This is a genomic window from Deinococcus budaensis, from assembly GCF_014201885.1.
GTDB lineage: Bacteria > Deinococcota > Deinococci > Deinococcales > Deinococcaceae > Deinococcus > Deinococcus budaensis.
The window spans coordinates 90,173-116,403 of sequence record NZ_JACHFN010000002.1; the positions used below are offsets into that span (position 1 = coordinate 90,173).

The 26,231-nt window shown below is 71.7% G+C and carries 24 protein-coding genes; 7 read left to right on the forward strand and 17 right to left on the reverse strand.

Annotated features, from left to right (window positions below):
• Window positions 1-30: 30 nt before the first annotated feature.
• Both HNQ09_RS03235 and kamA read right to left on the reverse strand, forming a co-directional pair.
• On the reverse strand, window positions 31-1,404 hold the full coding sequence (locus tag HNQ09_RS03235) for an acetyl ornithine aminotransferase family protein (protein WP_184025441.1): 1,374 nt from the start codon (window positions 1,402-1,404) through the stop codon (window positions 31-33).
• Window positions 1,405-1,483: 79 nt separating this feature from the next.
• Complete coding sequence (kamA, locus tag HNQ09_RS03240; RefSeq protein WP_184025443.1) at window positions 1,484-2,935, reverse strand: lysine 2,3-aminomutase; 1,452 nt, start codon at window positions 2,933-2,935, stop codon at window positions 1,484-1,486.
• Window positions 2,936-3,093: 158 nt separating this feature from the next.
• On the opposite strand from kamA, the gene HNQ09_RS03245 reads away from it, so the two are divergent.
• Window positions 3,094-3,555: an Lrp/AsnC family transcriptional regulator gene (locus HNQ09_RS03245; protein ID WP_184025446.1), complete on the forward strand. Its 462-nt coding sequence runs from the start codon at window positions 3,094-3,096 to the stop codon at window positions 3,553-3,555.
• A 36-nt stretch (window positions 3,556-3,591) separates the two neighbouring features.
• Here the strand turns inward: HNQ09_RS03245 and trpD are convergent, their stop codons facing one another.
• The 12 genes from trpD to HNQ09_RS03305 all read right to left on the reverse strand — a co-directional run bounded on the left by trpD (window position 3,592) and on the right by HNQ09_RS03305 (window position 15,070).
• Window positions 3,592-4,608: an anthranilate phosphoribosyltransferase gene (gene trpD, locus HNQ09_RS03250; RefSeq protein ID WP_184025449.1), complete on the reverse strand. Its 1,017-nt coding sequence runs from the start codon at window positions 4,606-4,608 to the stop codon at window positions 3,592-3,594.
• Window positions 4,605-5,228, reverse strand: a complete 624-nt coding sequence (locus HNQ09_RS03255) for an anthranilate synthase component II (protein WP_184026163.1) — start codon at window positions 5,226-5,228, stop codon at window positions 4,605-4,607. Before HNQ09_RS03255 ends, trpD begins: the two co-directional genes overlap by 4 nt.
• The gene (locus tag HNQ09_RS03260; RefSeq protein WP_184025452.1) at window positions 5,228-5,692 is read right to left on the reverse strand and encodes a GNAT family N-acetyltransferase; all 465 of its coding nucleotides are present in this window, start codon (window positions 5,690-5,692) and stop codon (window positions 5,228-5,230) included. Before HNQ09_RS03260 ends, HNQ09_RS03255 begins: the two co-directional genes overlap by 1 nt.
• Entirely contained in the window at window positions 5,692-7,125 is a 1,434-nt protein-coding gene (trpE, locus tag HNQ09_RS03265; RefSeq protein WP_184025455.1) for an anthranilate synthase component I, read from the reverse strand. The genes HNQ09_RS03260 and trpE overlap by 1 nt, the downstream gene beginning before the upstream one ends.
• 227 nt (window positions 7,126-7,352) lie before the next feature.
• Window positions 7,353-7,613: a hypothetical protein gene (locus HNQ09_RS03270; RefSeq protein WP_184025458.1), complete on the reverse strand. Its 261-nt coding sequence runs from the start codon at window positions 7,611-7,613 to the stop codon at window positions 7,353-7,355.
• Window positions 7,610-9,520 (reverse strand): 1,4-alpha-glucan branching enzyme, encoded by a 1,911-nt coding sequence (locus HNQ09_RS03275; RefSeq protein ID WP_184025461.1) that lies wholly within the window; start codon window positions 9,518-9,520, stop codon window positions 7,610-7,612. Before HNQ09_RS03275 ends, HNQ09_RS03270 begins: the two co-directional genes overlap by 4 nt.
• Window positions 9,521-9,561: 41 nt before the next feature.
• Window positions 9,562-10,203, reverse strand: a complete 642-nt coding sequence (hisH, locus tag HNQ09_RS03280; RefSeq protein WP_184025463.1) for an imidazole glycerol phosphate synthase subunit HisH — start codon at window positions 10,201-10,203, stop codon at window positions 9,562-9,564.
• Window positions 10,200-11,018 (reverse strand): hypothetical protein, encoded by an 819-nt coding sequence (locus tag HNQ09_RS03285; protein ID WP_184025465.1) that lies wholly within the window; start codon window positions 11,016-11,018, stop codon window positions 10,200-10,202. Before HNQ09_RS03285 ends, hisH begins: the two co-directional genes overlap by 4 nt.
• A gap of 47 nt (window positions 11,019-11,065) precedes the next feature.
• The gene (gene hisB, locus HNQ09_RS03290; RefSeq protein ID WP_246363110.1) at window positions 11,066-11,668 is read right to left on the reverse strand and encodes an imidazoleglycerol-phosphate dehydratase HisB; all 603 of its coding nucleotides are present in this window, start codon (window positions 11,666-11,668) and stop codon (window positions 11,066-11,068) included.
• Window positions 11,669-11,779: 111 nt separating this feature from the next.
• Complete coding sequence (gene ftsY, locus HNQ09_RS03295; protein ID WP_184025469.1) at window positions 11,780-12,736, reverse strand: signal recognition particle-docking protein FtsY; 957 nt, start codon at window positions 12,734-12,736, stop codon at window positions 11,780-11,782.
• Between the two features lie 209 nt (window positions 12,737-12,945).
• The gene (locus HNQ09_RS03300; RefSeq protein ID WP_184025471.1) at window positions 12,946-13,221 is read right to left on the reverse strand and encodes a glutaredoxin family protein; all 276 of its coding nucleotides are present in this window, start codon (window positions 13,219-13,221) and stop codon (window positions 12,946-12,948) included.
• A 4-nt stretch (window positions 13,222-13,225) separates the two neighbouring features.
• The gene (locus HNQ09_RS03305) at window positions 13,226-15,070 is read right to left on the reverse strand and encodes a protein kinase domain-containing protein (RefSeq protein ID WP_246363131.1); all 1,845 of its coding nucleotides are present in this window, start codon (window positions 15,068-15,070) and stop codon (window positions 13,226-13,228) included.
• 520 nt (window positions 15,071-15,590) lie between these two features.
• On the opposite strand from HNQ09_RS03305, the gene HNQ09_RS03310 reads away from it, so the two are divergent.
• Window positions 15,591-17,477 (forward strand): hypothetical protein, encoded by a 1,887-nt coding sequence (locus HNQ09_RS03310; protein ID WP_343057590.1) that lies wholly within the window; start codon window positions 15,591-15,593, stop codon window positions 17,475-17,477.
• Between the two features lie 18 nt (window positions 17,478-17,495).
• Here the strand turns inward: HNQ09_RS03310 and HNQ09_RS03315 are convergent, their stop codons facing one another.
• Window positions 17,496-18,746, reverse strand: a complete 1,251-nt coding sequence (locus HNQ09_RS03315; protein ID WP_184025476.1) for a low temperature requirement protein A — start codon at window positions 18,744-18,746, stop codon at window positions 17,496-17,498.
• Entirely contained in the window at window positions 18,743-19,342 is a 600-nt protein-coding gene (gene ruvA, locus HNQ09_RS03320; RefSeq protein WP_184025479.1) for a Holliday junction branch migration protein RuvA, read from the reverse strand. The genes HNQ09_RS03315 and ruvA overlap by 4 nt, the downstream gene beginning before the upstream one ends.
• A gap of 412 nt (window positions 19,343-19,754) precedes the next feature.
• Here ruvA and metG point away from each other — a divergent pair, with 412 nt between their 5' ends.
• From metG to HNQ09_RS03345, 5 genes are all read left to right on the forward strand, one after another.
• Window positions 19,755-21,806 (forward strand): methionine--tRNA ligase, encoded by a 2,052-nt coding sequence (gene metG / locus HNQ09_RS03325; RefSeq protein ID WP_184025482.1) that lies wholly within the window; start codon window positions 19,755-19,757, stop codon window positions 21,804-21,806.
• A gap of 78 nt (window positions 21,807-21,884) precedes the next feature.
• Window positions 21,885-22,727 (forward strand): RNase adapter RapZ, encoded by an 843-nt coding sequence (rapZ, locus tag HNQ09_RS03330; RefSeq protein WP_184025485.1) that lies wholly within the window; start codon window positions 21,885-21,887, stop codon window positions 22,725-22,727.
• A gap of 92 nt (window positions 22,728-22,819) precedes the next feature.
• Window positions 22,820-24,097 (forward strand): gluconeogenesis factor YvcK family protein, encoded by a 1,278-nt coding sequence (locus tag HNQ09_RS03335; protein WP_184026167.1) that lies wholly within the window; start codon window positions 22,820-22,822, stop codon window positions 24,095-24,097.
• A 40-nt stretch (window positions 24,098-24,137) separates the two neighbouring features.
• Entirely contained in the window at window positions 24,138-24,875 is a 738-nt protein-coding gene (locus HNQ09_RS03340; protein WP_343057591.1) for a glucodextranase DOMON-like domain-containing protein, read from the forward strand.
• On the forward strand, window positions 24,872-25,780 hold the full coding sequence (locus HNQ09_RS03345) for a DMT family transporter (RefSeq protein WP_343057592.1): 909 nt from the start codon (window positions 24,872-24,874) through the stop codon (window positions 25,778-25,780). Before HNQ09_RS03340 ends, HNQ09_RS03345 begins: the two co-directional genes overlap by 4 nt.
• A 4-nt stretch (window positions 25,781-25,784) precedes the next feature.
• Here HNQ09_RS03345 and HNQ09_RS03350 read toward each other — a convergent pair whose 3' ends face one another.
• Entirely contained in the window at window positions 25,785-26,156 is a 372-nt protein-coding gene (locus HNQ09_RS03350) for a hypothetical protein (protein ID WP_184025490.1), read from the reverse strand.
• Window positions 26,157-26,231 lie beyond the last annotated feature (75 nt).

Here is a 26,231-nt window from a genome sequence, read left to right on the forward strand (position 1 = left end):
CGGTCCCGTCCGGTCAACCAAGGTGCGCGGTTACCCCAGGCTGGCGAGCGCCTCGCGCATGATCTGCAACCCGGTGGCGGCCTCCTCGCGGGTCAGGATCAGCGGCGGGCTGATGCGGATGACGGCCTCGCCGCAGTCGAGGTTCAGCAGGCCCTTTTCGAACATCGCCATGGAGGCGCGGTCGCGCAACTTGCCGTCGGGGCTGCCGTCGGGCTTCACGAACTCCAGCCCGATAAAGAGGCCCTCGCCGCGCACGTCGCCCAGGAAAGGAAACTCGGCCTGCATCTTCCGCAGCTCGGTCAGGATGAAGGCGCCGACCTCGCGGGCGTTGTCCATCAGGCTCGCGCCGCAACCGGGGTGCCGCACCACGCCTTCGAGCAGGTCGAGGGTCGCGTGCGCCGCCGCCGCCGCGACCGGGTTGCCGCCGAAGGTCGAGCCGTGCGAACCGACCGGCCAGGTCATCACCGACTCCTTCGCCAGCATCGCGGAGATGGGCAGGCCCGAGGCGATGCCCTTGGCAAGCGTCACGATGTCGGGCTGCACGTTCCCGTACGCCTCGAACTGCTGGAAGGAGAACATCTTGCCGGTGCGGCCCATCCCGGCCTGCACCTCGTCGAAGATCAGCATGATGCCGTACTTGTCGCACAGCGCGCGCAGCCCCGGCAGGAAACCCTGCGGCGGCACGATATACCCGCCCTCGCCCTGCATCGGCTCGATGATGATCGCGGCGACCTCGTCGGCGGGAATCACGGTGCTGAACAGCAGCTCGATATGGTCCAGCACCGCCTGGCCGCAGGTTTCGGGCGTGCTGCCCAGCGGCGGGCGAAAGGGGTTGGGGTAGGGCACGTGCGACACGTTCGGCAGCAGCGGGCCGAAGCCGCGCTTGTACTTCGTCTTGCTGCCCGTCAGCGTGATCGCGCCGTAGGTCCGCCCGTGAAAGCTGCCCAGCGTGGAGATGACGTGGCTGCGCCCGGTGTGGTTGCGCGCCAGCTTGACGGCGGCCTCGACCGCCTCGGCGCCGGAGTTCCCCAGAAAAACGCGCCACTTCTCGCCGGGCTTCTCGATGTGCCCCACCAGCCGCTCGGCGAGGCTGGTGGTGATCTCCTGCGGGTAGTCGGTCAGGCAGACGTGGGAGAACCTCGTGACCTGCTCCTGCACGGCCCTGACCACATGCGGGTGCGCGTGCCCGGTCGTGCTGACGGCGATCCCCGCGAAGAAGTCCAGCATGGTGTTGCCGTCCACGTCGGTGAGCCACACGCCCTCGCCGTGGTCGGGCACGAAGGGGTAGGGGCGCATGTAGGAGGTGGAGAGGTGTTGGGCGTCGCGCGCCATGATCTCGGCGGTCTTGGGGCCGGGGAGGGCGGTCTGGAGGAGGGGCTGGCGGGGCTGGGTGGCGGTGGTCATGGGGGCTCCTTCGGGGGGCAGCAAGGAGGCCGGAACGGACCCGGCCTCTGGATGGGAGTGGGGAAAAGCGGGCGCCGGCTCAGTCGCCGCTGACAGGCTGAGGTTCAGGCTCGGGCGGCTGCGGGACCTGCACCATGCCGTCGGGCGCCGTGTCGGTCACCGCGCCCGCGTGGCCCACACCGTGCGCGACCCATTTGTCCTCGCGGCTGTTCAGACGGTGCTTGGTCGCGCCGGGGCGGTTGCGGCTTTCCGAGAATTCCTTCGGCTCGATGGAGATGCGCTCGCCTTCCATCAACCCGTAGATGCCGCTCTGGCCGGGTTCCTTGCGCTGCCACTCCTCGGGCACCATCATGTCGGGGCCGGTGTAGTCGGTCGGCTCGGAGTAGGCGGCGATGTAGCCCTCGAAGTTGCGCAAGATCAGCTTGTCGGGCGAGTGCGAGAGCACGTAGTTGGGCGCGACCGGAATCTTGCCGCCGCCGCCGGGCGCGTCCACCACGTAGGTCGGGATGGAGTAGCCCGAGGTGTGCCCGCGCAGGCTCTCCATGATCTCCAGGCCCTTGCTGACGGTGGTCCGCAGGTGCCCGGCCCCGTGGACGAGGTCGCACTGGTAGATGTAGTAGGGCCGCACCCGGATCTTGACCAGTTCGCGCAGCAGCTTTTGCATGATCACCGGGTGGTCGTTCACGCCCCGGAGGAGCACGCTCTGGTTGCCCAGCGGCACCCCGGCGCGGGTGAGGCGGTCGCAGGCGTCGGCCACTTCCGGCGTGATCTCGCGCGGGTGGTTGACGTGGATGTTCATCCACAGGGGATGGTTCTCGGCCAGCACGTCGCACAGTTCCTGGGTCACGCGCATGGGCATGAAGACGGGCACGCGCGTGCCGATGCGGATGATCTCGATGTGCTCGATCTTGCGCAGCTCGGAAAGCAGGCGGCCCAGCACCTTCGGCGCCAGCGTCAGCGGATCGCCGCCCGAGAGCAGCACGTCGCGCACCTGGGGCGTGTTGCGCAGGTAGTTGAGCTGCGCCTCGTACTCGGCGGGGTTGAAGGTCTCGGAGGGGTCGCCCACGATGCGCGACCGCGTGCAGTAGCGGCAGTAGCTGGCGCACTGGGTGGTGACCAGCATCAGCACCCGGTCGGGGTAGCGGTGCACCAGGCCGGGCACGGGGCTGTGCTTGTCCTCGGCCAGCGAGTCTTCCATCATCGAGGTGAAGGTTTCCAGCTCGTGGTGGGTGGGGATGACCTGGCGCCGCACCGGGCAGGTGGGGTCTTCGGGGTCCATCAACGAGGCGAAATACGGGGTGATGTCCAGCCGGAAGATGCCCTCGGCGCTGGCCCCGGCCCGCTCGGAGGGCGTCAGGCGGATGACCTCTTCGAGTTCCTCGACCGAGTTGATGCGGTTCTTGAGCTGCCATTTCCAGTCGTACCACTGCTCGTCGGGCACGTCTTGCCATTTGGGCGCGCGGTGGTTGCGGGGCAGCATCTGCTGGGACCGGACGGTCGCCTGGGGGTGCAGGGGGGTGGAACTGGGCATGGGGCCTCCTGGGGGACAAAAAACGTGAGTGCGGTCGCCTTTATTGTCCCTGCCCGAAACCCCCATTGGAAGGCGCGCAGCACGGGCGCGGCCTCCCTCCCTGCCCACGCGAAGCTGGCAAACGCCACCCGTGACCTGGCAAACGTTAAGATGGACTTATGAAGCAGCACGGCGGCTCCCTCGATCCTCTCGACCACCGCATCCTCGAAGAACTCCAGACCGACTCGCGGCTCTCCATGCGCGAACTCGGCCGCCGGGTGGGCCTCTCGGCGCCCGCCGTGACCGAGCGGGTGCGGCGGTTGGAGGAGGGCGGCGTGATCCTGGGGTACGGGGTGCGGGTGGCGAGCAAGCCGCTGGGGCGCACCATCACCGCCTTTATCGGCGTGCAGGACTCGGGCCGCAACGACCCCACGCTGGTGCGCTGGGCCAAGAAACACGACGGCGTGCTGGAGTGCCACAGCGTGACCGGCGACAACTCCTGCATCCTGAAAGTCGCGGTGGCCGACGTGGGGGCGCTGGAAACCATGCTGGGCGACCTGATCGCGATGGGCTTTACCTGCGACACCAGCATCGTGCTGAGCACGCCACTGGAGGGCAAGCTGCTGCTGCCGCCGAGGTGAGGGCGGCGCACACGCTCCGGCCAGGGCGCGCTCCGGCTAGGCTCTGCCCCGGCGCTGCGTGTGCGCCCCGTACCTCTGGAGCAACGCCCAGGCCGCGCCGCTCGCCATGACCTCGCGGGCCTGCCCGACGCCCTCACGGATGCTTTCGACCTGCCCGGCGGTTCGCAGCGCCGCTCCCGCGTTGAGCGCCACGATGTCGCGCTGGGCGGGGGTGCCGCCGCCGGTGAGCAGCGCGCGGGTGATCTCCGCGTTCTCGGCGGGGGTGCCGCCCACGATGGCCTCGCGCGGGTGCAGCCCGACCCCCGTCTCCTCGGGGTGGAGGGTGCGGTCGATCACCTCGCCGTCGCGCAGGCCCGAAACCGTGTTGGGGCCGCAGACGGTGAACTCGTCCAGGCCGTTGCCGTAGACGACGGTGGCCCCCTTCGCCCCCAGCAGGCGCAGCACCTCGGCCAGCGTGCGCGTCAGGTCGGCGCGGAAGACCCCCACGACGAGGTGGGACGCCCCGGCGGGGTTGGAGAGCGGCCCCAGGATGTTGAAGACCGTGCGGGCGGCGAGGTCGGCGCGGATGGGCGCGGCGTGCCGCAGCGCGGGGTGGTAGTTGCGCGCGAACATGAAGCCGATGCCGAGGCGGTCGATCCCGTCGGCCACGACCTCGGGCGGCGCGTCGAGGTTGACGCCCAGGGCTTCGAGCACGTCGGCGCTTCCGGCGCGGCTGCTCGCGGCGCGGTTGCCGTGCTTGGCGACCGGCACGCCCGCCGCCGCGACCACGAAGGCGGTCGTGGTGGAGATGTTGAAGGTGTGCGCCCCGTCGCCCCCGGTGCCCACCACGTCGAGCAGCACGTCACGCGGCGCGACCTGGACCCGCACGGCGCTCTCGCGCATCGCCTGGGCAAAGCCCGCGATCTCCTCCGGCGTCTCGCCGCGCACCCGCAGGGCCGCCAGGGCCGCCGCCAGCCGCACGCCGCTGACGTTCCCCTCCATCACCTCGCGCATAAAGGCCGCCGCCTCGGACTGGCTCAATCGGTCGCCGTTCATCAGCCGGGCGTGCATCATGCCGGGACCTGCCCGGGCTGGCGCCCCGCCCGGTGTCCACGCACCAGCGTCAGGAAATTCTTCAACATCGTCAGGCCCTCCTCGGTGGCGACGCTCTCGGGGTGAAACTGCACCCCGAAGACCGGGTGGTCGCGGTGGCGCAGGGCCATCAGCACCTCCTCGCCGGGGTCGGAGGTCCAGGCGACAGGCACGAGTTCGGGCGGCAGGTCACGGACCACCAGGGAATGGTAGCGGGCCACCCTGACCTCCGGCTCCAGTCCGGCGAAGAGGCCCTCGCCGCCGTGGCGCACCGCGCTCGTCTTGCCGTGGACGGGCAGCAGGGCACGCTCCACCCGCGCTCCATACGCCTCGCCGATGCTCTGGTGGCCCAGGCAGACGCCGAGGGTGGGCAGGTGCGGCCCGAGTTCGCGGATGACCTGCACGCTGAGACCCGCCTCGCGCGGGGTGCAGGGACCGGGCGACACGACGAGGGCGTCGGGGTTGAGCTGCCGCACGTCGTCCAGCGTGAAGGCGTCGTTGCGCCAGACGGTGACCTCGCAACCCAGCTCCCCGAAGTACTGAACGAGGTTGTAGGTAAAAGAGTCGTAGTTGTCGATCAGGAGGATTCGGAGAGGGGACATCATGCCGTCACCGTCGCTTTCTCTTTTCGCAGGTAGATCAGGGTCACGCCGCCCTGAAGCTCGGAGCGGTCGCGGACGTAGCCCAGACGCTCATAGAGCCGGAGGTTCCGGGCGCTGCGTTCGCCCGTGAACAGTTCCAAGGTACGGACAGGCAAGGCGGCTTCGATGGCGTGGAGAAGGCGCGTGCCGTAACCCCGGCCCTGCTCGGAAGGGTCCACGATCAGGCGTCCAATCTGCCCAACTCCTGAAGCGTCCACAGCGCCGCGCACACAAGCGACCAAGCGACCATCCAGCGTGCCCTTCAAGAGGACCTGCCTTCCGGCATCCGCCCGCAATTCCGCCAGAGTTTGCGTCATGGCAGGCAAGACAGCTTCCGGGTACAGCGCCGCCTCAGCCGCGTAAGCACGGCGCTGCAAGTCCAGAATGGCCGGCAAATCTTGCGGGGCAGCAGGACCAACGTCCATCACAACCCCCCCGCCGCCAGCTCCGCCGCCCGCATCAGCGCCGCCGCCTTCTGCCGCGTCTCGCGTTCCTCGGCCTGGGGGTCGCTGTCGGCCACCACGCCCGCTCCGGCCTGGATATGGACCTTTCCGTTGGCAATGACCATCGTCCGCAGGGTCAGGGCCATGTCGAGGCTGCCGTCCAGGGCGATGTAGCCGAAGGCGCCGCCGTAGGGACCGCGCCGGACAGGTTCGAGTTCGTCGATAATCTCCATCGCGCGGATCTTGGGAGCACCCGAGACCGTGCCCATCGGCAGGACGGAGGCGAGGGCGTGCAGCGGCGTCTGCCCCTCTGCCAGCTCGCCCGTCACTGTGGAGACGATGTGCATGACGTGGCTGTAACGCTCGACCGAAAAGGCGCTCTCCACCCGCACGCTGCCGTAGCGGCTGACCCGCCCGAGGTCGTTGCGGCCCAGGTCCACCAGCATCAGGTGCTCGGCGCGTTCCTTCTCGTCCGCGAGAAGTTCGGCGGCCAGCTCCTCGTCTTCCCTCGGGCCAGCGCCCCGGCGGCGCGTTCCGGCGATGGGCCGGGTCACGACCGCGTGGCCGTCGCTGCGCAGCAGGCTCTCGGGGCTGGAGGCCACCAGCGTGACCTCGCCCAGCGCGAGGTAGCCCAGGTACGGGCTGGGGTTGACCCGCCGCAGCGCCCGGTACAGCGCGAAGGGATGCACCGTGAGGTCCGCGCTGAAGCGCTGCGAGGGCACGACCTGAAACGCGTCCCCGGCGCGGATGTACGCCAGCGCGCGCTGCACGGCAGCTTCGAACCCCTGCGGGGTGAAGTTGCTGGTGAACTCGGGCGCGGGGGCAGGCCCCTGGCCCGGCACCTCGGCGGGCAGGGGACCGCGCAGCCGCTCCGCCAGCCGCCCGGTGACCCCGTCCGCCTGCGCCGGCGTCTCGGCGGTCGCCACCGCGATCAACCGGTGCAGCAGGTGGTCGTAGATCACCAGGCCCTCCGGCGCGATAAAGAGCGCGTCGGGCAAGTCCAGCTCGTCGGGGTTGGCGTCCGGCAGGCGTTCGTAGGCGCGGATCAGGTCGTAGGCGGCGTACCCCACCGCGCCGCCGATCAGGGCGGGCAGCCCCTCCGGCAGCGTGACCGGGCGGGTGGTCGCCCCGTACAGCCGCGCCAGCGGATCGGCCCCGGGGCCGTCAAAGGCGCCGAAGGTGCCGCTGCTCGTCACCCGTCCGGCACGGAAGGCAAAGCGCCCCTGCTCGCCCACCCCGATAAAGGAGTAGCGGCCCAGCCGCTCGCCCGCCTCCACGCTTTCCAGCAGAAAGCTGACCGGGTGGTCCTGCGCGACCTTGAGGTAGGCGGTGACGGGCGTGTCGAGGTCGGCGTTCAGCTCGCGGACCGAGACGTGGAGGGTGGGTCGGACGGGAGGGGCATCGGGCTGGGTCATACGGCTCCTGGGCTGGGCAGCAAAGGGAGGCGCGCCCGGTGGAGGGAGTTCCACCTGGGCGCGTCCGGTCTGCTGGAGGGAATACGGCGCGTCAAACCCAGGCGAAACTGGGCCACCACCACGCACCGCAAAGGGTCATGCGGCGAGGATAGCGCGCGGGGGGCGAGGGTGCCAAGCGGGGCGGCGCTTTCCGGGGGACCCCCGGTGCCCCCGCTTCGCCCCCACCCTTACCCTGCCGGCTGGTTGGCCGCCGTCCACAGCAGCAGGCCGATCAGGAGCACGTCGAAGGCCCAGGCGGCGGGGCGCCTCAGGTCGGGGTTGTGCCGGGCGCGCAGGAACTGCACCACCAGCCGGGCGACCAGCAGCGCCACGATCAAAAAGGGGCTGGGCAGCGGCCCCCCCAGCAGCGGCAGCAGCAGCAAGACGGCGACTCCCGCCAGCAGCGCCAGGCTGAGGGCCGTCAGGGCGTCGGGGCGCGGGCGGCTCACCCCTGCTCCCCTGCCGGTTCCAGCACCAGCACGCTCAGCGGCGGCAGGTTCAGCCGCAAGGAATGGGTCTGGCCGTGCCAGCCCTCCTCCCGCGCGGTCAGGTCCGGCTGCTGGGTGCCGAAGCCGCCGAACTCGCCGTCGTCGGTGGACAGCAGCAGGCGGTACCCGCCGCCCTGGGGTACGCCGACCGGGTAGCCTTCCCGGTAGACCGGAGTCAGGTTGGCGACGACCACGCTCCAGGCCCCGCCCCCCTGGGCTGACGGGCGCGGGTCGCGGCGCAGGTAGGCGTAGACGCTGGCCTCGGCGTCGTCGGCGCTGAGCCACAGCAGCCCTTCGTCCAGGGTGTCCCCCACGTGCAGGTCGGGGCGCTCCCGGTACAGGGCGTTGAGCCGCCGCACCAGCGTCATGACCCCCCGGTGGTCGGGCACATCCGTCAGGTGCCAGGGCAGCGCCTCGTCGTGGTTCCACTCGGTGGGTTGGGCGAACTCCTGACCCATAAAGAGCAGCTTCTTGCCCGGCGTGGTCCACATCAGGGCCAGAAAGGCGCGGTACCCGGCGCGCTGGGCGTACCAGTCGCCCGGCATCTTCATCACCAGCGACTTCTTGAGGTGCACGACCTCGTCGTGGCTGATCGCCAGCATGAACTTCTCGCCGGTGCGGTACACGTTGAAGAAGGTCAGCTTGTGGTGGTCGTATTTGCGGTAGACCGGATCGCGCTCGAAGTAAAAGAGCGTGTCGTTCATCCAGCCCATCGCCCACTTGTAGTCGAAGCCCAGGCCAAAGGGCACCGGGGCCGTGACGCCGGGAAAGGCGGTGCTCTCCTCCGCGACCATGACGGCGCCGGGCGCCGCGTGGTGGACGACCTCGTTCAGCCGCTTCAAGAAGGCGATGGCCTCCAGGTTCTCGCGCCCGCCGTGAATATTGGGCACCCACTCGCTGCGCGAGAAGTCGAGGTAGAGCATGGACGCCACCGCGTCCACCCGCAGCCCGTCGATGTGGAAGTCCTGAAGCCACTTGAGCGCCGAGCCGATCAGGAACATCACGACCTCGTTGCGCCCGTAGTCGAAGATGTAGGTGTTCCAGTCGAAGTGAAACCCCTTGCGGGGGTCCGAATACTCGTACAGCGGCGCGCCGTCGAAGTGCGCGAGGCCCGAGTCGTCGGTCGGGAAGTGCCCCGGCACCCAGTCGAGATACACGCCGATGCCGCGCACGTGTAGGTGGTTGACGAGGTACGCGAAGTCGTCGGGGCTGCCCAGGCGGCTGGTCGGCGCGTAGTAGCCGGTGACCTGGTAACCCCAGGAGCCGTCGAAGGGATGCTCCATCACGCCCAGCAGCTCGACGTGGGTGTAGCCCAGCTCGGCCACGTGGTCGGCCAGCCGGTGCGCCAGCTCGCGGTAATTCAGAAACCAGCCGTGCTCGTCCCGCGCCCAGGAACCGACGTGGACCTCGTACACGCTGACCGGGCGGTCGAAGCCGGGGCCGCGCGCCGCCATCCAGGCCTGGTCGGTCCACGTGAAAGCCTGCTGCCAGACGATGCTGGCGGTGTTCGGACGGACTTCCGCGAAGGTGCCGTGGGGGTCGGTCTTGTCCACCGTCCGCCCGTCCGCGCCCGTCACCCGGAACTTGTAACGCTGGCCGTGGCGGGCCGAGGGCACGAAGGCGCCCCAGAAGCCGAAGTCCAGGGGCTGGAGGGGGTTGTCGAAGCCGTTCCAGCCGTTGAAATCGCCCACCACACTGACGTGCTGGGCATTCGGCGCCCACACCGCGAAGCGCACGCCCTCCACGCCCCCCTCGGTGACCGGATGCGCGCCCAGCAGGTGGTCGGGCCGCACCAGGTCGGCGGTGACCAGCTTCTGGAGATGCTCGTGGTCGAGCGGCAGGGGCAGACCGGGCGCAGGGAAGCTCATGGGGGCGAGTCTAGCGGGTGGCGCCCGGCCCCCGGCGCTCCTCAGGCTGCCCCGCCCTCCAGCACGTACCGCCGGAAGCGCGTCAGGATCGCCAGCCCCACCGCCCCGCTCTTTTCGGGGTGAAACTGCGCGGCGTGCAGGTTGGCCTGGCTCAGCGCCGACCAGAAGGGCACGCCGTATTCGGTCAGGGCGCCCGCGTCCACCTCCACATCGAGCGGCACATAGTAGGAGTGCACGAAGTAGGCGTAGGCCGGGCAGGCGAGGTCCCGCAGCAGCGGCGAGTCGCCCACCTTGTCCAGGCTGTTCCAGCCCATCTGGGGCACCTTCTGCCCGGGGGCGACCTCGAAGCGGCGCACGGTGCCGGGAATCAAGCCCAGGCCGGGGGTGCCGGGAGCTTCCTCCGACCCCGAGAGCAGCATCTGCATCCCCACGCAGATGCCCAGCAGCGGCACCCCGCCCTGCGCCGCGTCCATCACCGGGCCGTGGAAGCCGTGGCGGTCGAAGGCCTCCATGACCTGCCGGAAGTGGCCCTGGCCGGGCACGACGAGCGCGGGCGCGTGCGGCACGTCGGCGGGGTCGCCCGAGACGCGCACGGTCATTCCGGCGCGTTCCAGGGCACGGGCGGCGGAGCGGACATTGCCCGCGCCGTAGTCGAGGAGAAGGACTTCGCTCTTGACGGTCATCGCCCCCTAGCGTACTTCTCGATCAGGGCGGCGGTATTCCCGGTAGGTTTCAGAGTCTCGCCCGTCCAGACGAAGGTGAGGTCGCGGCGGCCTCCGCCCACCGACTGACGTTCAGGGCTATCCGGTCGGCATAGCTCAGGCCCGCCCTGGTAGATGTCGAGCGTCGCCAGCACCGTCAGGTCCGGTACGCGGTCGGCGTTGCGGTCACGGTCTTTCCACGAAAAGGGCTGGTAGTCCCAGCGGCCCGCGCACTGCTCGGAGTTGGGGTCCACGTAGGAGAGGTAAGGAAACAGCGCCACCGTCTCTACTTTCACTTTGCCTCCCGTCCACGACGCGATTTTGATTGCGGAGCCGAACGGTTCTCCCCTGGCGTTTGCGCTCAGGCACACGGCAGCCTGCGTTCCGCCGGGACGGGGATAGCTGAGGCACTGAAAAGGAAGGAGACCCGGCACGAGGCTCACCGCCTGCCACTGTCCCCGCAGTTGCCGGAGCAGGACCGTTTCACCAGAGCAGGAGAAGGATTCGGTACAGAAGGTCGCCAGCAGCTCCTTTTGATTCGGCGCACTGAACGAGCCGGGATGGACGACAGACAGCACTCCCCCCCATTTGGGACTCAGGATCGCCTCACTGGGACGGCCTTCATACACCTGCTGCTCGCACCCCTTCAAGCGCCCCAGGTCGGTTTTCGTGTGGCACACGGCGCGGATCACGGCGTCCACCTCAGCGGCGCGGGGCACCCGGCTTTCGCTGGGGCCGGACACCGCTCCGGCAGAGGTCAGCGTCAGGAGGCCCAGCAATGTCAGCACTTTGTTCACCCCGGCAGTCTCTCTGCGTGTCGCTAACGGGCCGTGAGAGCCGAACCTCACAGCACCCCCTTCGTGCTCGCCAGCTCCTCCGACGTGACCCGCACAGCGTCCCGCAGCGCCCGCGCCAGGGCCTTCACGACCGCCTCGATGACGTGGTGTGCCTCGCGGCCCGCCAGCAGGCGGACATGCAGGGTGACGCCCGCGTGGTTGCAAAACCCCCGCAGGAACTCGCGCAGGTGGTAGTGGGTCATGCCGCCCGCTGTGCCCCACACGTCGAGCCGCTCCGGCTCGAAGGCGAGATGCGCCCGGCCCGAGAGGTCCACGACCACGTGCGCCAGCGTCTCGTCCATGGGCACGAAGGCTGAGCCGTAGCGCTCGGTGCCCCGGCGGTCCCCCAGCGCCTGCGAGAGCGCCTGCCCCAGCGTGATGCCGGTGTCCTCGATGAGGTGGTGGGCTTCGACGTGCAGGTCGCCGGTCGCCTGCACGGTCAAGCCGACCCGCGAATGCCGGGCCAGCGCGTCGAGCATGTGGTCGAAAAAGGGGTGCCCGGTCGCGGGCGGGTCGTAGGCGGCATCGTCGAGGTTCAGCGTGACGGTGATGTCGGTCTCGCCCGTCGTGCGGGTGACGGTGGCGGTGCGGGGAGAGGGGGCGGGACTCATGGCCTGCATGGTATGGCCCCGGCGGGGGAGGGACGGTGGGGCTGTCCGGACCGGGGCGGGGAGGGGGGAGGCCGCTCCCGGCAGGTGGGGCGGGCGCAGACGGCCCGGCGCTCAGCCTCTCGGAATCTCCACGTCGAACAGCGCCCGCACGAATTCCTGGCTGTCGAAGGGCTGGAGGTCGTCCGCGCTCTCGCCGACCCCGATAAACTTGATGGGCACGCCCAGCTCGCGCACGATGGGGACCAGGATGCCGCCCTTGGCCGTGCCGTCGAGCTTGGTGACGATCACGCCGGAGAGCGGCGTGGCCTCGTGGAACTTCTTGGCCTGCGCCAGACCATTTTGCCCGGTCACGGCGTCGAGCACCAGCCACACGTCGGCGGGTTCACCGGGGTCGGCCTTGTCGATCACCCGGCGGACCTTTTTCAGCTCCTCCATCAGGTTGTGCTTGGTGTGCAGCCGCCCGGCGGTGTCCACGAGCAGCAGGTCGGTGCCGCGCGCCGCCCGCGCCGAGGCGGCGTCAAAGGCCACGGCGGCGGGGTCGCCGCCCTCGGGTCCCTGCACGACCGGCACGCCCAACCTCTCGCCCCAGACCCCCAGCTGCGCGCCCGCCGCCGCGCGGAAGGTGTCCCCGGCGGCGAACATCACGCTCTTGCCCCGGCCCATGTAGTATTGGCCCAGTTTGGCGATGGTGGTCGTCTTGCCCACCCCGTTGACCCCGATCACCATGACGACGTGCCCGCGCGGGTCCACCACCGTCCGGCGGGCGTCGGGCGTGAAGCCCAGTTTGCGAAACTGCGCCCGGCGCAGGTCGGGTTCGAGTTGCAAGGTCAGCGCCTCCATCAGCGCGTCTTGCAGGTTGGTGTGGTCGCTGGCGCGCACGTCGGCCAGGATCTCCTCGGTCGCCGCGCGGCCCACGTCGGCGGCGATCAGGGCGTATTCGAGGTCCTCGATGGAATCCAGGCGGTTTGTCAGCACGTCGCGCAGGTCGCTGCCGAGGTTCCCGGCGGTGTCATTGATCTGCTTGCGGGTCTTGCTCAGCCCGTCCCGCAGGCGTTCTAGCCAACTCATGGGTTCTCCCGGAAGTTCTGGGCCTGCGCCCAGAGCTTTCGCGACCGAAGGGACTTGCAAAGCTGCGGAGCAGAGAAGGAGGAGGCACGGATTTCGCGGGGTGAAGGACGTTCCGGCGCTCTCCCGGAACGTACGGAACGGAGCGGAAGCCGTGTCATGGGTTCACCATAGCGCGGGGGCGGCCTGCACGAGCCTGCCGCCGTCTGCTTTCAGTCTCGGGCCGCCGCCTCCCGCAGGAGCTGGAGCTTGAGGGCGCTCAGGCGGCCCTTGCTGAGCACGCCCTTGAGGAGGACCCTGTCCCCCCCTTCCGGCTGGAGCAGCGCCAGCACGGGCACATCGTCGCCGTGCCGCGCGCACAAGGCGGGGTCGCCGTCCACGTCCACCGGCTGGTAGCGGTACTCCAGCGCCTGCAAGTGGGCCTCGGCCTGCTCGCAAAGGTGGCAGCCCGCGCGGGTGTAGAGGGTGAGGGGCGGGAGAGCGGGCACCGGCTCAGGCCTCCACCGGGCCAGCTTGCACCGGGGCAGGGGCAGCGTCCACCGCGACCGGGCGGGGCAGCAGGGTCAGCGCCTGCACGGGAGCGTACATGTCGCGTGAGGCGAGCAGGTCCCCGGCGGCGCTGTAGGTTCGCAGCACCTGCCCGCCCTGCCGCACGGCGTAGAGCTGGCCTTCGGGGCCGACCTGAAGCAGCCACGGGGCGTCTGCCGGCTCTCCGACCAGCGTTTCCAGGGCGAAGGTGGTGCTGGCCGGGCTGCTCTGCTGACCGCTGGCGTGCGGGTCCGGGGGAGCGAGGCGGCGGACCTTGTGGGCCACCCCGTCCACGATGTAGACGGCCCCGGCGGCGTCCACCGCCAGCCCTTCCAGCTCGCGCAGGGCGTCGCTGCCCCGGTCGAGGCGAAAGGCGTAGCGGCCCAGGTACTCGCCCAGGCGCGAGAAGCGCTGGACCTCGCGGCTGCCGGTGTCCAGCACGCAGATCTCGCCCTGCGGCGTGGCGACCACCGTGCGCGGGGCCTCGAACCGCCCCGGTCCCGGCCCGCGCCCCCCGAAGGAAAAGAGGTGCTGGCCCGCTGATTGGCCCGCCGCGCCGTACACCACGACCTGAAGCGCCTCGGCGTCGAGGACGTACAGGCGGCCCTCCGCGTAGGCGAGGCTGACCGGCGAGAGCAGTTCGCCCGCGCCCAGGCCGTAGGCGCCGAAGGCGTCCAGCTCGCGGCCCTGGGGCGAGAAGCGGCGAATCAGGGCGCCCGCCGCCCCGTGGCGGAACTCCAGCAGCGCGGCGTAGAGGTGGCCTTCCGGGTCGGCCGCCAGCGCCCGGGGGGTGCCCGGCAGGCCCTCGCGGCCCGCCGACGCCAGGTCGCGCAGGCTGAGGCGCAGCTTGCCCGAGAGGTCGAGCAGCCGCAGGGTGCCGCGCTTTTCCTGCACGCTGAGGGCCAGCGCGAGGGGATCGCTGAAGACCTCGTCACGCAGCACCCCGGCGTCGAGGCGGGCGATCACCTCGTCCAGGCCAGGGCGCGCGGCGGGGTCTTTTTCGATCATGTGCAAGATCAGGTCGCCCAGCTTGCCCGGCACCTCCAGCCGCACCTCCTTGGGGGGCTTGGGGGTCTCGAACACCTGCTGATGGACGACCGCCTCGTAGCTGCCCTTGAAGGCGGTCTGGCCGGTCACGAGTTCGTAGGCCAGCAGCCCCAGCGAGTACACGTCGCTGCGGGCGTCCACCCGGCCGCCCTTGGCCTGCTCGGGCGCCATGTAGATGGGGGTGCCGACCCGCGCCCCCGTCATGGTGAGGCGGCTGAGGACCTTGCCCACCGCGATGCCGAAGTCCATCAGCTTGACGCCGCCCTCGCGCAGCTGCCCGTTCACGAAAGCGCCCTTGAGGACCATCACGTTGGCGGGCTTGATGTCGCGGTGAACCACGTTCTGGAGATGAATGTGGCGCAGGGCGTCGGCCAGCGCCCGCAGAATCTGCACCGCCTCCTCAAAGGCCAGGGGACGGCGCTCCAGCAGGGTTTCGAGGCTCTCGCCGTCGAGAAACTCCATCGCGATGTAGTGCTCGGGGTCTTCCATGCGGAAGTCGTAGACCCGCACGATGCCGGGGTGGTTGAAGCGGCGCAGCACCTCGGCCTCACGGTAAAAACGCTTGGCGAACTTGGCGTCCGCGAGGTACCTCTCCTGCGGCACCTTGAGGGCCACCGTCCGCCCGTCTGAGCGCCGCCGCGCGCGGTACACGCTGCCCATGCCGCCGATGCCGATGCGGCCCAGCACCTCGTAGTCCTGAAAGGACAGGTCCGGGTGCGTGACGCTCGCTGCGGGCGGGGGCGGCGCGGCCGTGCGCTGCATCCGCACCGGCCGCCGGCTGGCCGCCCCCCGGCCCAGCACGAAGGGCGCCCCGCCCAGCAGCACCCCGGCGGCCACCAGCACCCCCTGCGCGCGGCGGGGGTCGCCGCTTTGCACGGCCAGCACCGCCAGCCCCACGGCCAGCGCCACCGCGAGCGCCGTCACGGCCACGCTGAGCAGCCGCTCGCCTGCCCGCACGCTCAGCAGCAGGCCCACCACGAACAGCGCCCCCAGCAGCAGCAGGTTGGGCAGTCCGGCCAGCAGGCCGCTCACGGCAGCCGCCCCCCCGGCGCGGGGGCGAAAGCGGGGGCGGCGGCGGTAGGGCAGCGGGGCATCGGCTCTTCTAGTTATAGCGAGTTGCTGGGGAGACCTGTGGCCGGGGGGCGGGTGGTGGGGCGGCCTGCTGACCGGGTTGCCCTGGGGGCACACGCCCCCTCCCCCCCCCGGCCCCCCCAGTCGCCTGGCCCCGGCCCCCCCGGTCCGGCCGCCGCCGCAGCGCGCGCCCCCTCCCTATACTGGCCGGGTGACCTCCCTGACCTCCTGGGCGGACCTGGTGGACCTGTACGAGTACCGGGTGGCGGACGTGCTGGCGGGCCGCAGGCCGCGCGGAGGCCGCCGGGCGCTGAGCGACCTGCACGAGGCGCTGCGCACCGCGCCGCTGACCCCCGCGCTGACCCGCCGCCTGCGTCAGGCTGACCGCCAGTACCGCGCCCATCAGCAGAGCGCCGGACCGGGGCCGGAGAGAGAGGCCGCTTCCGGCCCCAGTCCGGCCGGGTGGGCCGGGGCCGCGCCCGGCGACCCGGCCGAGGCCCAGGCCTGGACCGAGTTGCGCTGGCTGGGCTGGCAGGCCGGGCTGCGGGCGCGGCTGGCCGAGCTGGGGAGCACCCTTCAGGCCGAGCCGGATACCCTCAGCCTGCGGGTGCTGTACGCGGCGCTGGAGACGGCCGACCGCGAGGCCCGGGGCCAGGCGGCGGGTCTGGCGGTGCCTGGGGCCGGGGACCCGCTTGCGGCGCTGCACCGCCCGGAGGTGCTCGCGGGGCTGCTGAGCGCGCTGGGCGAGCTGCTGGGCACGCCGCAGGGACCGGCCCGGCTGCGCGCGGCGCTGGCCCGCGTGCAGGAGACGCCCTTTCCGCGCCACCCGGACGCGGACGTGCTCGCGGCCCGGATTCAGGCCGCCCAGCGCGAGCCGATTTCCCTGCAAGCGCGCGAGGCGCTGATCCAGGCGCTGCGTGCCCCCTACCCGCCCGAGCGCGACCCCCGCGAGCGCCCCGCCATCCGCGAGGCGGCCCGGCGCCTGAGCCAGCGCCTCGACGCGCTGCTGGAGGGCGCGCCGGCGGGGGCCGGGGAGACGGGGCCGGGAGGGGCGGGGCCGCTCAGGTTCCGGCAGGTTCCCGCCCGCAGCATCCTCTACGCGGCCACGTCCGCCGCGCTGGAGACGCCTGGCGACGCGGCGAGCGAGCTGGTGATCCACCTGCCCGGCGGGCGCGAGGCCCGCTGGCGCGGCCTGACGCTGCGCTGGCAACCCATCGGGGCCAACTGGCAGCTTCAGGTGGGCGGCGAACTGACCCTGCTGCGCCCCGGCCGGCCCGCCGCCGAACGGGTCCAGACGGTGCAGACGCCGGGCGCGCGCCTGCTGCTCGCGGTCAGCGGGGCCTACCTGCGCCTTCAGGTGCTGGACCCTCCCAGCGGCCCCCCGCAGGAGCCGCAGGAGGGCGCCGCCGGGGCCGTGCAGGCCCCCGCCGCCCCGGCTCCGGCCCCCAGCGACCCCCTGGAACAGCTCGCGGCGCGGGCGCGGGTGGTCGCGGCGCTGCTCGACCCCGCCGATCACCACGCCCCCCTGCGTCTGGCCCGCGCCGCCGCGCGGCAACTGCGTGGGGGAGCACTGGACCCCGCCGCCTTTGGCCCCGCGAGCGCCGAGCGCTACGCCGCCGCGCCTCCCGACCTGCTGCTGGCCCTGGCGCGCAAGGGGGCGGGCGCCCTGCTGGCCCACGCGGCCCGCCTCGCTCCGGAAGCGCTGGACGGTGCCCTGGAGGCGGGCGCCGCCGCCCTGGCCCTTCCCCCCGCCCGCGCCCGGACCCTGCAAGCCCGGCTGCGCGCGGCCCTGGTGCCCCCTCCCCTGGCGCCCCCTTCCCCACCCGGGGCGCCGCCGACCTCCCCGGCCGAGCTGGCCCTTGGCGGCCCCTTCCTGCGCTTCGGGCTGGGCGGGCGGCCCGTCACGCTGCGCGCGGCGGGCTGCGAGGTGACGCTGCGGCTGGACGAAGAAGGCCGCGCCCTCGTCTCGCTGCCGGGGCAGGCGGAGGCCGTGCTGGACGACCTGCTGGTGCTGCCCCTCCTGCCCGGCGCCGACCTGCTGCTCGTTCGCCAGGGCCGCGAGGTCGCCGCCGCGCTGGAAGCGGCCCGGCTGCCCTGAACGGGGGCGCCCCGGCCCTCAGATGGGCGAGCCGCCCGCGCCCAGCCGCTCCTCGACCTCTCCGAGCGCCTCGCTGGTGGGGTCGGCGGCGCTCACGGCGGCGAGCAGCACCGTCAGGGCCGCCACCGCCGCGTGCAGGGGCAGGGTGCCGAGGTCGGTCAGGGACAGCAGGGCACTGACCCCCACGCCCCCCAGCAGCGCCAGCAGGCTGCGGTTCAGCAACGGGCGGTGCGAGAGGCGCAGGGCGTTGGCCCGCAGCAGCGCCAGCGCGAGCAGGGCGGTGGCCAGCGACCAGACCACCAGTTGCAGGTTGACGGCGTCGCGGGCGTTTTCCGTGTCGGCGATGCCGTGGCCCATGCCGACCGCCAGCATCACGATCCCCAGCGTCAGGGGAATATGGCTGTAGAGCCACAGCAAAAAAGACCCGATGCGGCCCCTGCGGTGCGCCTCCAGCACGGGCAGGGCGCGCGCCTGATCGAAATACAGCCGCCACAGCCCCAGCGCGGTGACCAGCGCCAGCAGCGAGGGCGCGAGGTCGGCGGGCGTGAGGGGCCGCTGGCGCCCACCCGCCACCAGCTCGGTCACGACGCCCCCCAGCGCGATAATCTGAAGCAGGCCCACCCGCTCGGGCAGATGCTCCTGATGCGGCAGCGCCTGGCCGTGGCGGTCACGCAGCAGCAGCGGCGTCAGCAGGTCCACCCCCAGCGCCACCCCCCAGGCGAGCAGCTGCGCGGTCCCGCCCAGAAAGGCGCTCCCCAGCCAGATCAGGGCGGCCAGGCCGTATCCGGTCATCAGGGGCCGGGCAAAGGCGGCCACCTCGGGATCGCGGCGAATCATCAGGGCGTGCATCCCGATCAAAACCGCCCGGTTGGCGGCAAAGGCCAGCGCGAAGACCGGGCCATTTTCCGCGAGTTCGCCGCGCTCGGAGAGGGCCAGCACTGCCACCGTCAGCAGCTGCGCGAGGCTGCCCCAGCGGTAGACCCGGTCCTGGTTGCCGTGCCGGGCCGCGAAGGTGGTGTTCCCGGCCCAGGCCCACCACACCGCGCCGAACATCACCAGAAAATTGACGAGGTTGATCCCGCTCGGCGCGTCGCCCAGCCGCTTGGCGAGCTGATCGAAGGCCACCACGAAGGTGAGGTCGAAAAACAGCTCCAGCCAGGTGACCTTCTGCTCCTCGGGGCTGCCGGGCGCCGCCTGGCGGTCGTCGCCAGTGCCGCTTTGCGAGGTGCCGTCTTGCAGGGCGACGCTGGACGGCTCGCCGTGACTCATCGCAGGCGGCCCAGGCCCTTGCGAATCAGGGCGTCGGTGCTCTGGGCGGGGTCGGCGGCCAGCAACTCGGCCACCACGCCGCGCACCTGCCCCTCACGGAAGCCCAGCGCCATCAGGGCGTCCACGGCGTCGCGGCCTGCCGTGCCCGTGACCGGGGCGGCCTTGCCCCCCTCTCCCGGCGCGGCGGCGGCCAGATGCTCGGGCACCTTGTTCTGGAGTTCGAGGACCAGCCGCTCGGCGGTTTTCTTGCCCACGCCCGACACGCTGGAGAGCAGCCGCACGTCTCCCGTGAGCAAACCCTGCGCCACCGCCGAGGGCGGCATGGCCGAGAGCAGCGCGAGGCCCAGCTTCGGCCCCACCCCGCTGACCCCCGTCAGCAGGTCGAAGAGGCGCAGGCTGTCCGCGTCCGTGAACCCGAACAGCAGCTGGGCGTCCTCGCGGATCACGTGGCGGATGTTGAGTTCGGCCGGGGTCCCCACCGCCAGTTTGCCCAGCGTCGAGGCCGGGCAAAAGACCTCGTAGCCCACGCCCCCGGCGACGATCACGGCGCTCACGTCGCGCACCTCGCGCACGACGCCGCTCAGGTAGGCAATCACCGGGCCTCCGGAAACAGCCGCCTGCGCGCACGGACCCCTCCCGACCGGACGAGATGACGGGTTCGGCGGGGTGGAGAACTGTTCGGCGCTTTCCCGAAAAATGCGAAACGCGGCTGAATCCCTATCACGCGCCTGATTCTAGGGGGCAGACCGGGGCCGGAAGGGGTGAAAGATGACGGCCCGCCCGCTACACTGGCCGCATGACCATCACCCCCGCCGTGATGATGCGAATGCCCCCGCGCGCCTGACGAGGTTGGGGAGGGGCGGGGTGCGGCGAGCCGGGCGCCCCGCCCCTTCCCCTTGTCCAGGCGCGGCCTTTTTGCCGGGAAACCTGTCCACCTTTTTACAGGTCAACCTGTTTTCCGTATCTTGGAGCGGTTGCCCAGGCTGACCGGGCGAGGAGAAGCGGCACATGACGAGACAGCCCGAGCGAGAGTTCTACATCACCACCGCCATCGACTACGCCAACGGCGTGCCGCACATCGGGCACGTGTACGAAAAGATCCTGACCGACGCCCTGGCCCGCTACCACCGCCTCGCCGGGTACGCGGTGACCTTCCTGACCGGCACCGACGAGCACGGCGAGAAGATCGCCAAGGCCGCCGCCGCAAGCGGGCAGACGCCGCAGGCGTTTGTGGACGACCTCTCGGCGCGGGCCTTCCGGGGGCTGTGGGACCGGCTGGAGATCAGCTACGACGACTTTATCCGCACGACCGAGCCGAGGCACAAAGCCTACGTGCAGGAGATCTTGCAGCGGGTCTACGACGCGGGCGACATCTACTTCGCGGAGTACGAGGGCCTGTACTCGGTGGGCGCCGAGCGGTACGTCACCGACAAAGAACTGGTGGAAGGCGGTGACGGGGTGCGCCGCTTTCCCGGTGACAAGGACCCGCCCGAGCAGCGGCGCGAGGCCAACTACTTTTTCCGCATGGAGAAGTATCAGGCGTGGCTGCGCCAGCACATCGAGCAGAATCCCGACTTCATCGGCCCCGCCGGGTACCGCAACGAGGTGCTGGAGATGCTGCGCGAACCGGTCGGGGACCTCTCCATCAGCCGCCCGAAGTCGCGGGTGGGCTGGGGGATCGAGCTGCCCTGGGACCCGGAGCACGTGACCTACGTGTGGTTCGACGCGCTGCTGAACTACGTCTCCGGGCCGGTCAGTCTGGGGATGGGCGAGGCAGCCATCGGAACGGCGTGGCACGTGATCGGCAAGGACATCCTCAAGCCGCACGCGGTGTTCTGGCCGACCATGCTGCGGGCGGCGGGGCTGCCCGTGTACCGCAAGCTGGTGGTCCACAGCCACATCCTGGCCGAAGACGGGCGCAAGATGGGCAAGAGCCTGGGCAACGCCCTGGACCCCGAGGCGCTGGTGCGCGCGTACCCGGTGGACGCGATTCGCTACACCCTGCTGCGCGAGGCCTCGCTGGGCGCCGACAGCCCCTACGGCGAGGGGATTCTGGTGTCGCGGCTGAACAGCGACCTCGCCAACGACCTGGGCAACCTGCTGTCGCGCACGGTCAGCATGATCCAGAAGTACCGGGGCGGGGTCATTCCGCAGGCCCACGAACCCGGCGAGCGCGAGCACCTGCTGGAGGCGGCGGCGCTGGCCCTGCCCGGCGAGGTGCTGCGGCTGGCCCGGGACCTCAAGGTCAACATGGCGATCGAGGAGGCGATGAACTTCGTCCGCAGCCTCAACCGCTACATCGCGGAAAGTGCCCCGTGGACGCTGGCAAAGGCCGAGGAGACCCAGGGGCGCCTCGACACCGTGCTGTACACCGCCGCCGAGGGGCTGCGGGTGGCGAGCGTGGCCCTGGAGGCCGTGATTCCCGGCAAGGCCCGCGAGCTGCGCCACCAGCTCGGCCTGGGGGACCAGCGCTACCCGCTGACCGCCGCCTGGGGCCTGACCCCCGCCGGAACGCCGGTCGTGGGCGGCCCGGTGCTGTTTCCCAAACCCGAGGTGCCCGCCAGCGCCGAGACCCCCGCCCCCCGCCCCGCGAAGAACGGAAAGAAGGAGAAAAAAGCCGTGACCCAGACCCCAGCAGCGCAGGCCCCTGCCCCGGAGGCGCAGACCCCCGAACTTCAGGTCGCCGCACCGACCCCCGCCGCCCCGCCCAGCGACACCGCCGCGCCCATGCAGGACCTGATCTCCATCGACGACTTCGCGCGCATCGACCTGCGGGTGGCGGAGGTCGTGGCGGCCGAGGCGGTGCCCAAGGCCGACAAGCTGCTCAAGCTGACCGTGAAAATGGGCGGCGAGACCCGCACGGTCGTCAGCGGCATCCGCCAGTGGTTCGCGCCGGAAGACCTGGTGGGCCGCCGGGTGGTGCTGGTCGCCAACCTCAAGCCCGCGAGGCTGCGCGGCATCGAGAGCCAGGGCATGATCCTGGCCGCCGAGGACGAGCACGGCAACCTCGATCTGGTGGGGACCGGGCTGGAGCTGCCCAGCGGGACGAAGGTGCGGTAAGGGGGACGGGGGAAGCGGCGCGCGGTGAGGACAGGGCCTCTCCCGCGCGCCGCTTCCCTCCCCCGCTACACTGCCCCCATGCCGTTTGTGATCGTGTCGGGCCTGTCGGGCAGTGGGAAAAGCACCGCGCTCAGAACGCTGGAGGACGCGGGCTTTTTCATCACCGACAACCTGCCGCCCGAGCTGTGGGGGGCGATGCACGATCTGGCGGTGGCGCGCGGGCTGGAGCGGGTGGCGGTGAGCACCGACGCGCGCACCCGCTTTTTTCTGGACGCGCTGGAGGACAGCTACGTGCGGCTCTCGCGGCGCCGCGAGGACCTGCGGGTGCTGTTTCTGGAGGCGGCCTCCGAGGTGCTGCTGCGGCGCTACAACCTCACCCGGCGCGAGCACCCGCTGGGCGAGACGCTGATGCTGGATTTCGCCCGCGAACGCGAACTGCTCTCGCCGCTGCGGGCGATTGCCGACACGGTGATCGACACGACCGGCTTCACGGCGGCCGAGCTGTCGGCGCGGGTGCTGCGGACCTTCCGGCTGGAGCAGGACTTCACCCTGCGGCTGCTGAGTTTCGGGTTCAAGCACGCGCCGCCCCGGGACGCCGACCTGGTGATCGACGTGCGCTCGCTGCCCAACCCCCACTACGTGCCCGAGTTAAGGCCCCGCACCGGGCTGGAGCGCGAGGTGGCGCAGTACGTCTTTCAGGACGCCGCCTCGGAGGCGTTTTACGGCGAGGTGCGCGACTTCGTGCGGATCGCCGCCGAGCGGGCGCGGGCGGCGGGGCGGCACGGGTACACGGTGGCGGTGGGCTGCACCGGCGGGCAGCACCGTTCGGTGGCGGTCGCCGCGCGGCTGGCGGGCGACCTGCTGGACCTCGGCGCGCAGGTGGCCGACCACCGCGACATGCGCCCCGGCGGTGAGGAATGAGTGACCCGACCGGTCTGCAAGGCCCCGGTCCGGGCGGGGGCCAGGGCAGCAGCGGGGGCCGCGCCGCGCGCGAGCAGGCCCGGCGCGCCCGCATGTGGCTCTCGCCGGGGCTGGGGGTCAAGCGCTGGCTGCTGCTGTTCGCGGTCTGCACGCTGCTGGGGGCAGTCGGCTTCCTGCATTTCACCTGGACCGGGCCGCTGCACTTCACGGCCACGCGCTGGATCCTGTGGCTCAACGCCCTGACCAAACCCGAGGTGCTGCCGCTGTGGGTGGCGGGCATCTCGGTCATGGCGCTCGCGCTGGGGGGCGCGCTGCTGAGCATCGCCATGCTCAACCGCTCGATGTTGCGCTCGACCGGCACGGCCCCCGAGCAGGCGCTGGACGTGATCTACTCGCACCGGACCCTCTCGCGCGGCGCCCGGATCGTGGCGGTCGGCGGCGGCACCGGGCTGTCGAACCTGCTCAGCGGCCTCAAGGCGCACTCGGGCAACCTCACGGCCATCGTGGCGGTGTCGGACGACGGCGGATCGAGCGGGCGGCTGCGCGAGGCGCTCGACATGATCGCGCCCGGCGACCTGACCGACTGCTACGCGGCGCTCTCGGACAGCCCCGTCCTGGCGCGGCTGCTGCTGCACCGCTTCGGGCGTGGCGAGGGGCTGGAAGGCCACACCTTCGGCAATCTGCTGCTCGCCACCCTCAGCGAGGAACAGGGCGGGCTTCAGGGAGCCATGCGCGACGTGCACGAGGTGTTGCGGGTGCGCGGGCAGGTCTTTCCGGCCACGACCACGCCGACCACGCTGGTCGCCCGGCTGTCCGACGGCCGGGAGGTGCGCGGCGAGAGCGGCCTGGCCGCGCAGATGGGGGGCGCGCGCGTGCAGAGCGTGCGGCTGGAACCTGCCCACCTCCCGGCCCTGCCCGCCGTGCTGGAGGCCATCGACGGCGCCGAGCTGATCGTGCTGGGGCCGGGCAGCCTCTTTACCTCAATCATTCCCGCGCTGCTGGTGCCCGACGTGGCGCGGGCGATCCGCGACTCGGCAGCGCCCGTCGTGTACGTCGCCAGCCTGATGACCGAACCCGGCGAGACGACCGGACTGGGCCTGGAAGACCACGTCCGCGCCATCACCGCCCACCTGGGCCGCACGCCCGACTGGGTCCTGATGAACAGCACGCCGGTGCCGGAGGACGTGCGCGCCCGTTACGCCGCCGAGGGCGCGCAGGTCCTCGACCTGGTCGGGGCGGGCGGCGACCTGCAAGGCCGCATCCGCTCCGCGCCCCTCCTGCACCCCGAAGACGAGCAGGCCCGGCACGACCCCGCCGCACTGGCGCAGGCGCTGGTCACGCTGACGCCGCGCAGCCGCCTGGGCCTGTGAGACCCACCCGCCGGGCGCGTGAGCCGCTATGCTGGCGCGCGTGCTGACGCTCCTGACTGCCGCGCTGCTGTCGCTGGCCGATCCTGCCGGGGACGCGCGCGGGGACGGCGGCTACCTGCTGCCGACCCGCCCGGCCCTGAGCGCGGACGCCCTGGACCTCCGCAGTTTCGAGGCCGCGCCGCAGGGGGCCGGCATGCGCTTCACGGTGGGGCTGGGCCGCGTCGAGAATCCCTGGCAATCGCCGCTGGGCTTCTCGGCGGGCGTGACCGACATCTTCGTGGGGGGCGGCCTGGGCGGCGAGCGCAGACTGGACGACCTGCGGCTGACCACGGCGCGCGGCGGCTGGCAGTACCACCTGCGCGTGACCGGCTTCGGCAGCACGCTGAGCCGGGCGCCGCAGGGCGAGCAGGAGGCCGCCCGGCTGGCCGCGCCGTCCGTGCGGGTGGAGGGCACCCGCCTGGTCATCGACGCGGCGGTGCCGCCCGGCCGGTACGCCTACTGGGTGACCAGCAGCGTGTACTCGCCGCTGACGCCCGACGGGGTGCTGCGCCCGGTGACCACCCCGGGCCAGGCCGTGCTTCAGGCGGGCCGCGCGGGGGCGCCCGTCCCGGTCGACGTGCTGCTGCCCTCGGGCGACCCGGCTCCCTTTACCCAGGGCACGCTGGCCCCGGTCGGCCAGACCCGCGACACGCGCACGCTGCTCCTGGCCGGGCTGGGCGGGCTGGGCCTGCTGCTGGTCGCCTTCGCGACCCTGGCGCAGCGGCGGCGCGGCCCGTGAAGCCCCGGCGCCCCGCACCTTTGCGCCCGGCCCTGCCCGCACCGCTGCTGATCGTGCTCGCCGCCGTGCTGTGGGGCCTGCTGGGGATTCTGGGCAAGAACGCGCAGGGGGCCGGAGTCGGGCCGCTGGAGGTCGCCTTCTGGCGGGCGGTGCTGGCCGGGGGGCTGTTCGCCCTGCACGCGGCCGTGACTCGCGCCGCGCTGCCCCGGGGGCGCGACCTGCTGGTCACGGCGGCCTTCGGGGTGGTGGGCGTCAGCGTGTTTTACGGCACCTATCAGCTCGCGGTGCGGGCGGGAGGAGCCAGCCTCGCCAGCGTGCTGCTGTACACCGCCCCCGCCTTCGTGGCGCTGCTGGGCTGGGGCCTGCTGCGCGAGCGGCTGGGCGCGCGGGAGGGTCTGGCGGTGGCCGGAACCCTGCTGGGCATCGCCCTGATCAGCCTGGGCGGGGGCCGGGGCGTGACGGTCACGGGAGCAGCGCTGGCGTGGGGGCTGAGCGCCGGATTCACCTACAGCCTGTATTACCTGTACGGCAAGGCCTATTTCACCCGCTACAGCCCCACCGCCCTGTTCGCGGTCGCGCTGCCGGTCGGGGCGCTGGGGCTGCTGCCTTTCGTGGAGTTCAGCACCAAGACGCCCGCCGCCTGGGGCAGCCTGGCGGGCATCGCGGTGCTGAGCACCTATTTCGCCTACCTGGCCTACAGCGCGGGACTCAGGCACCTGCCCGCCACCCGCGCCAGCGTGATCGCGAGCCTGGAGCCGGTCGTGGCCGCCGCCCTGGCCGCGCTGATCTTCGGAGAGCGCCTGTCCGCCCTGGCCCTGCTGGGCGCCGCGCTGGTGATCGGGGCGGCGCTGCTGCTCAGCGTGGGTGGGGAAAAGCGGACACAGACAGCGCCCGCCGCGCCGTGAACCATCAGCGTTGCGGCACAGGCCGGGAGAAGGTCAGGCCGTCCCATTCGGCCACCAGTACGTCCCGGCCCCAGCGCCGGTAGGTCCTGGCGGGCACTCTCTGGTCATCCACGAAGAAGGTCAGGCGCCCGTCCGAGTCGTCCAAAGTGGAGCAGTCAAAAGGCGAGGGGTGTTCTGGAAATGCGCGCTCGCCCACCGGGCAGAACCATTCCTCCCGCACCTCGTACACCTGTCCGTTCTTGTGAGTCCAGCGGCCCTGAAGTTCGTCCACACCGAGTCTGACGGGCGACGCGAAACGTGGCAGCTCACGCGGCGGCCCCGCCCACAGCAGGCCCCCGGCGATCCACAGCGCCAGATAAAGGCCCTGTGACCCCACCAGGGCCAGGCCCCCCCGCCTCGCCGTTCCCCCGCCGCACGCGGACAAACACGGCCAGACCCCAGCAGCGCCCCG

Bases quoted from the DNA above. Each gene is read 5' to 3' on its own strand.
- HNQ09_RS03235 (WP_184025441.1), bottom strand. From the start codon at position 1,404: ATGACCACCGCCACCCAGCCCCGCCAGCCCCTCCTCCAGACCGCCCTC.
- kamA (WP_184025443.1), bottom strand. From the start codon at position 2,935: ATGCCCAGTTCCACCCCCCTGCACCCCCAGGCGACCGTCCGGTCCCAG.
- HNQ09_RS03245 (WP_184025446.1), top strand. From the start codon at position 3,094: ATGAAGCAGCACGGCGGCTCCCTCGATCCTCTCGACCACCGCATCCTC.
- trpD (WP_184025449.1), bottom strand. From the start codon at position 4,608: ATGATGCACGCCCGGCTGATGAACGGCGACCGATTGAGCCAGTCCGAG.
- HNQ09_RS03255 (WP_184026163.1), bottom strand. From the start codon at position 5,228: ATGTCCCCTCTCCGAATCCTCCTGATCGACAACTACGACTCTTTTACC.
- HNQ09_RS03260 (WP_184025452.1), bottom strand. From the start codon at position 5,692: ATGGACGTTGGTCCTGCTGCCCCGCAAGATTTGCCGGCCATTCTGGAC.
- trpE (WP_184025455.1), bottom strand. From the start codon at position 7,125: ATGACCCAGCCCGATGCCCCTCCCGTCCGACCCACCCTCCACGTCTCG.
- HNQ09_RS03275 (WP_184025461.1), bottom strand. From the start codon at position 9,520: ATGAGCTTCCCTGCGCCCGGTCTGCCCCTGCCGCTCGACCACGAGCAT.
- hisH (WP_184025463.1), bottom strand. From the start codon at position 10,203: ATGACCGTCAAGAGCGAAGTCCTTCTCCTCGACTACGGCGCGGGCAAT.
- hisB (WP_246363110.1), bottom strand. From the start codon at position 11,668: ATGAGTCCCGCCCCCTCTCCCCGCACCGCCACCGTCACCCGCACGACG.
- ftsY (WP_184025469.1), bottom strand. From the start codon at position 12,736: ATGAGTTGGCTAGAACGCCTGCGGGACGGGCTGAGCAAGACCCGCAAG.
- HNQ09_RS03305 (WP_246363131.1), bottom strand. From the start codon at position 15,070: ATGCAGCGCACGGCCGCGCCGCCCCCGCCCGCAGCGAGCGTCACGCAC.
- HNQ09_RS03315 (WP_184025476.1), bottom strand. From the start codon at position 18,746: ATGAGTCACGGCGAGCCGTCCAGCGTCGCCCTGCAAGACGGCACCTCG.
- metG (WP_184025482.1), top strand. From the start codon at position 19,755: ATGACGAGACAGCCCGAGCGAGAGTTCTACATCACCACCGCCATCGAC.
- rapZ (WP_184025485.1), top strand. From the start codon at position 21,885: ATGCCGTTTGTGATCGTGTCGGGCCTGTCGGGCAGTGGGAAAAGCACC.
- HNQ09_RS03335 (WP_184026167.1), top strand. From the start codon at position 22,820: ATGTGGCTCTCGCCGGGGCTGGGGGTCAAGCGCTGGCTGCTGCTGTTC.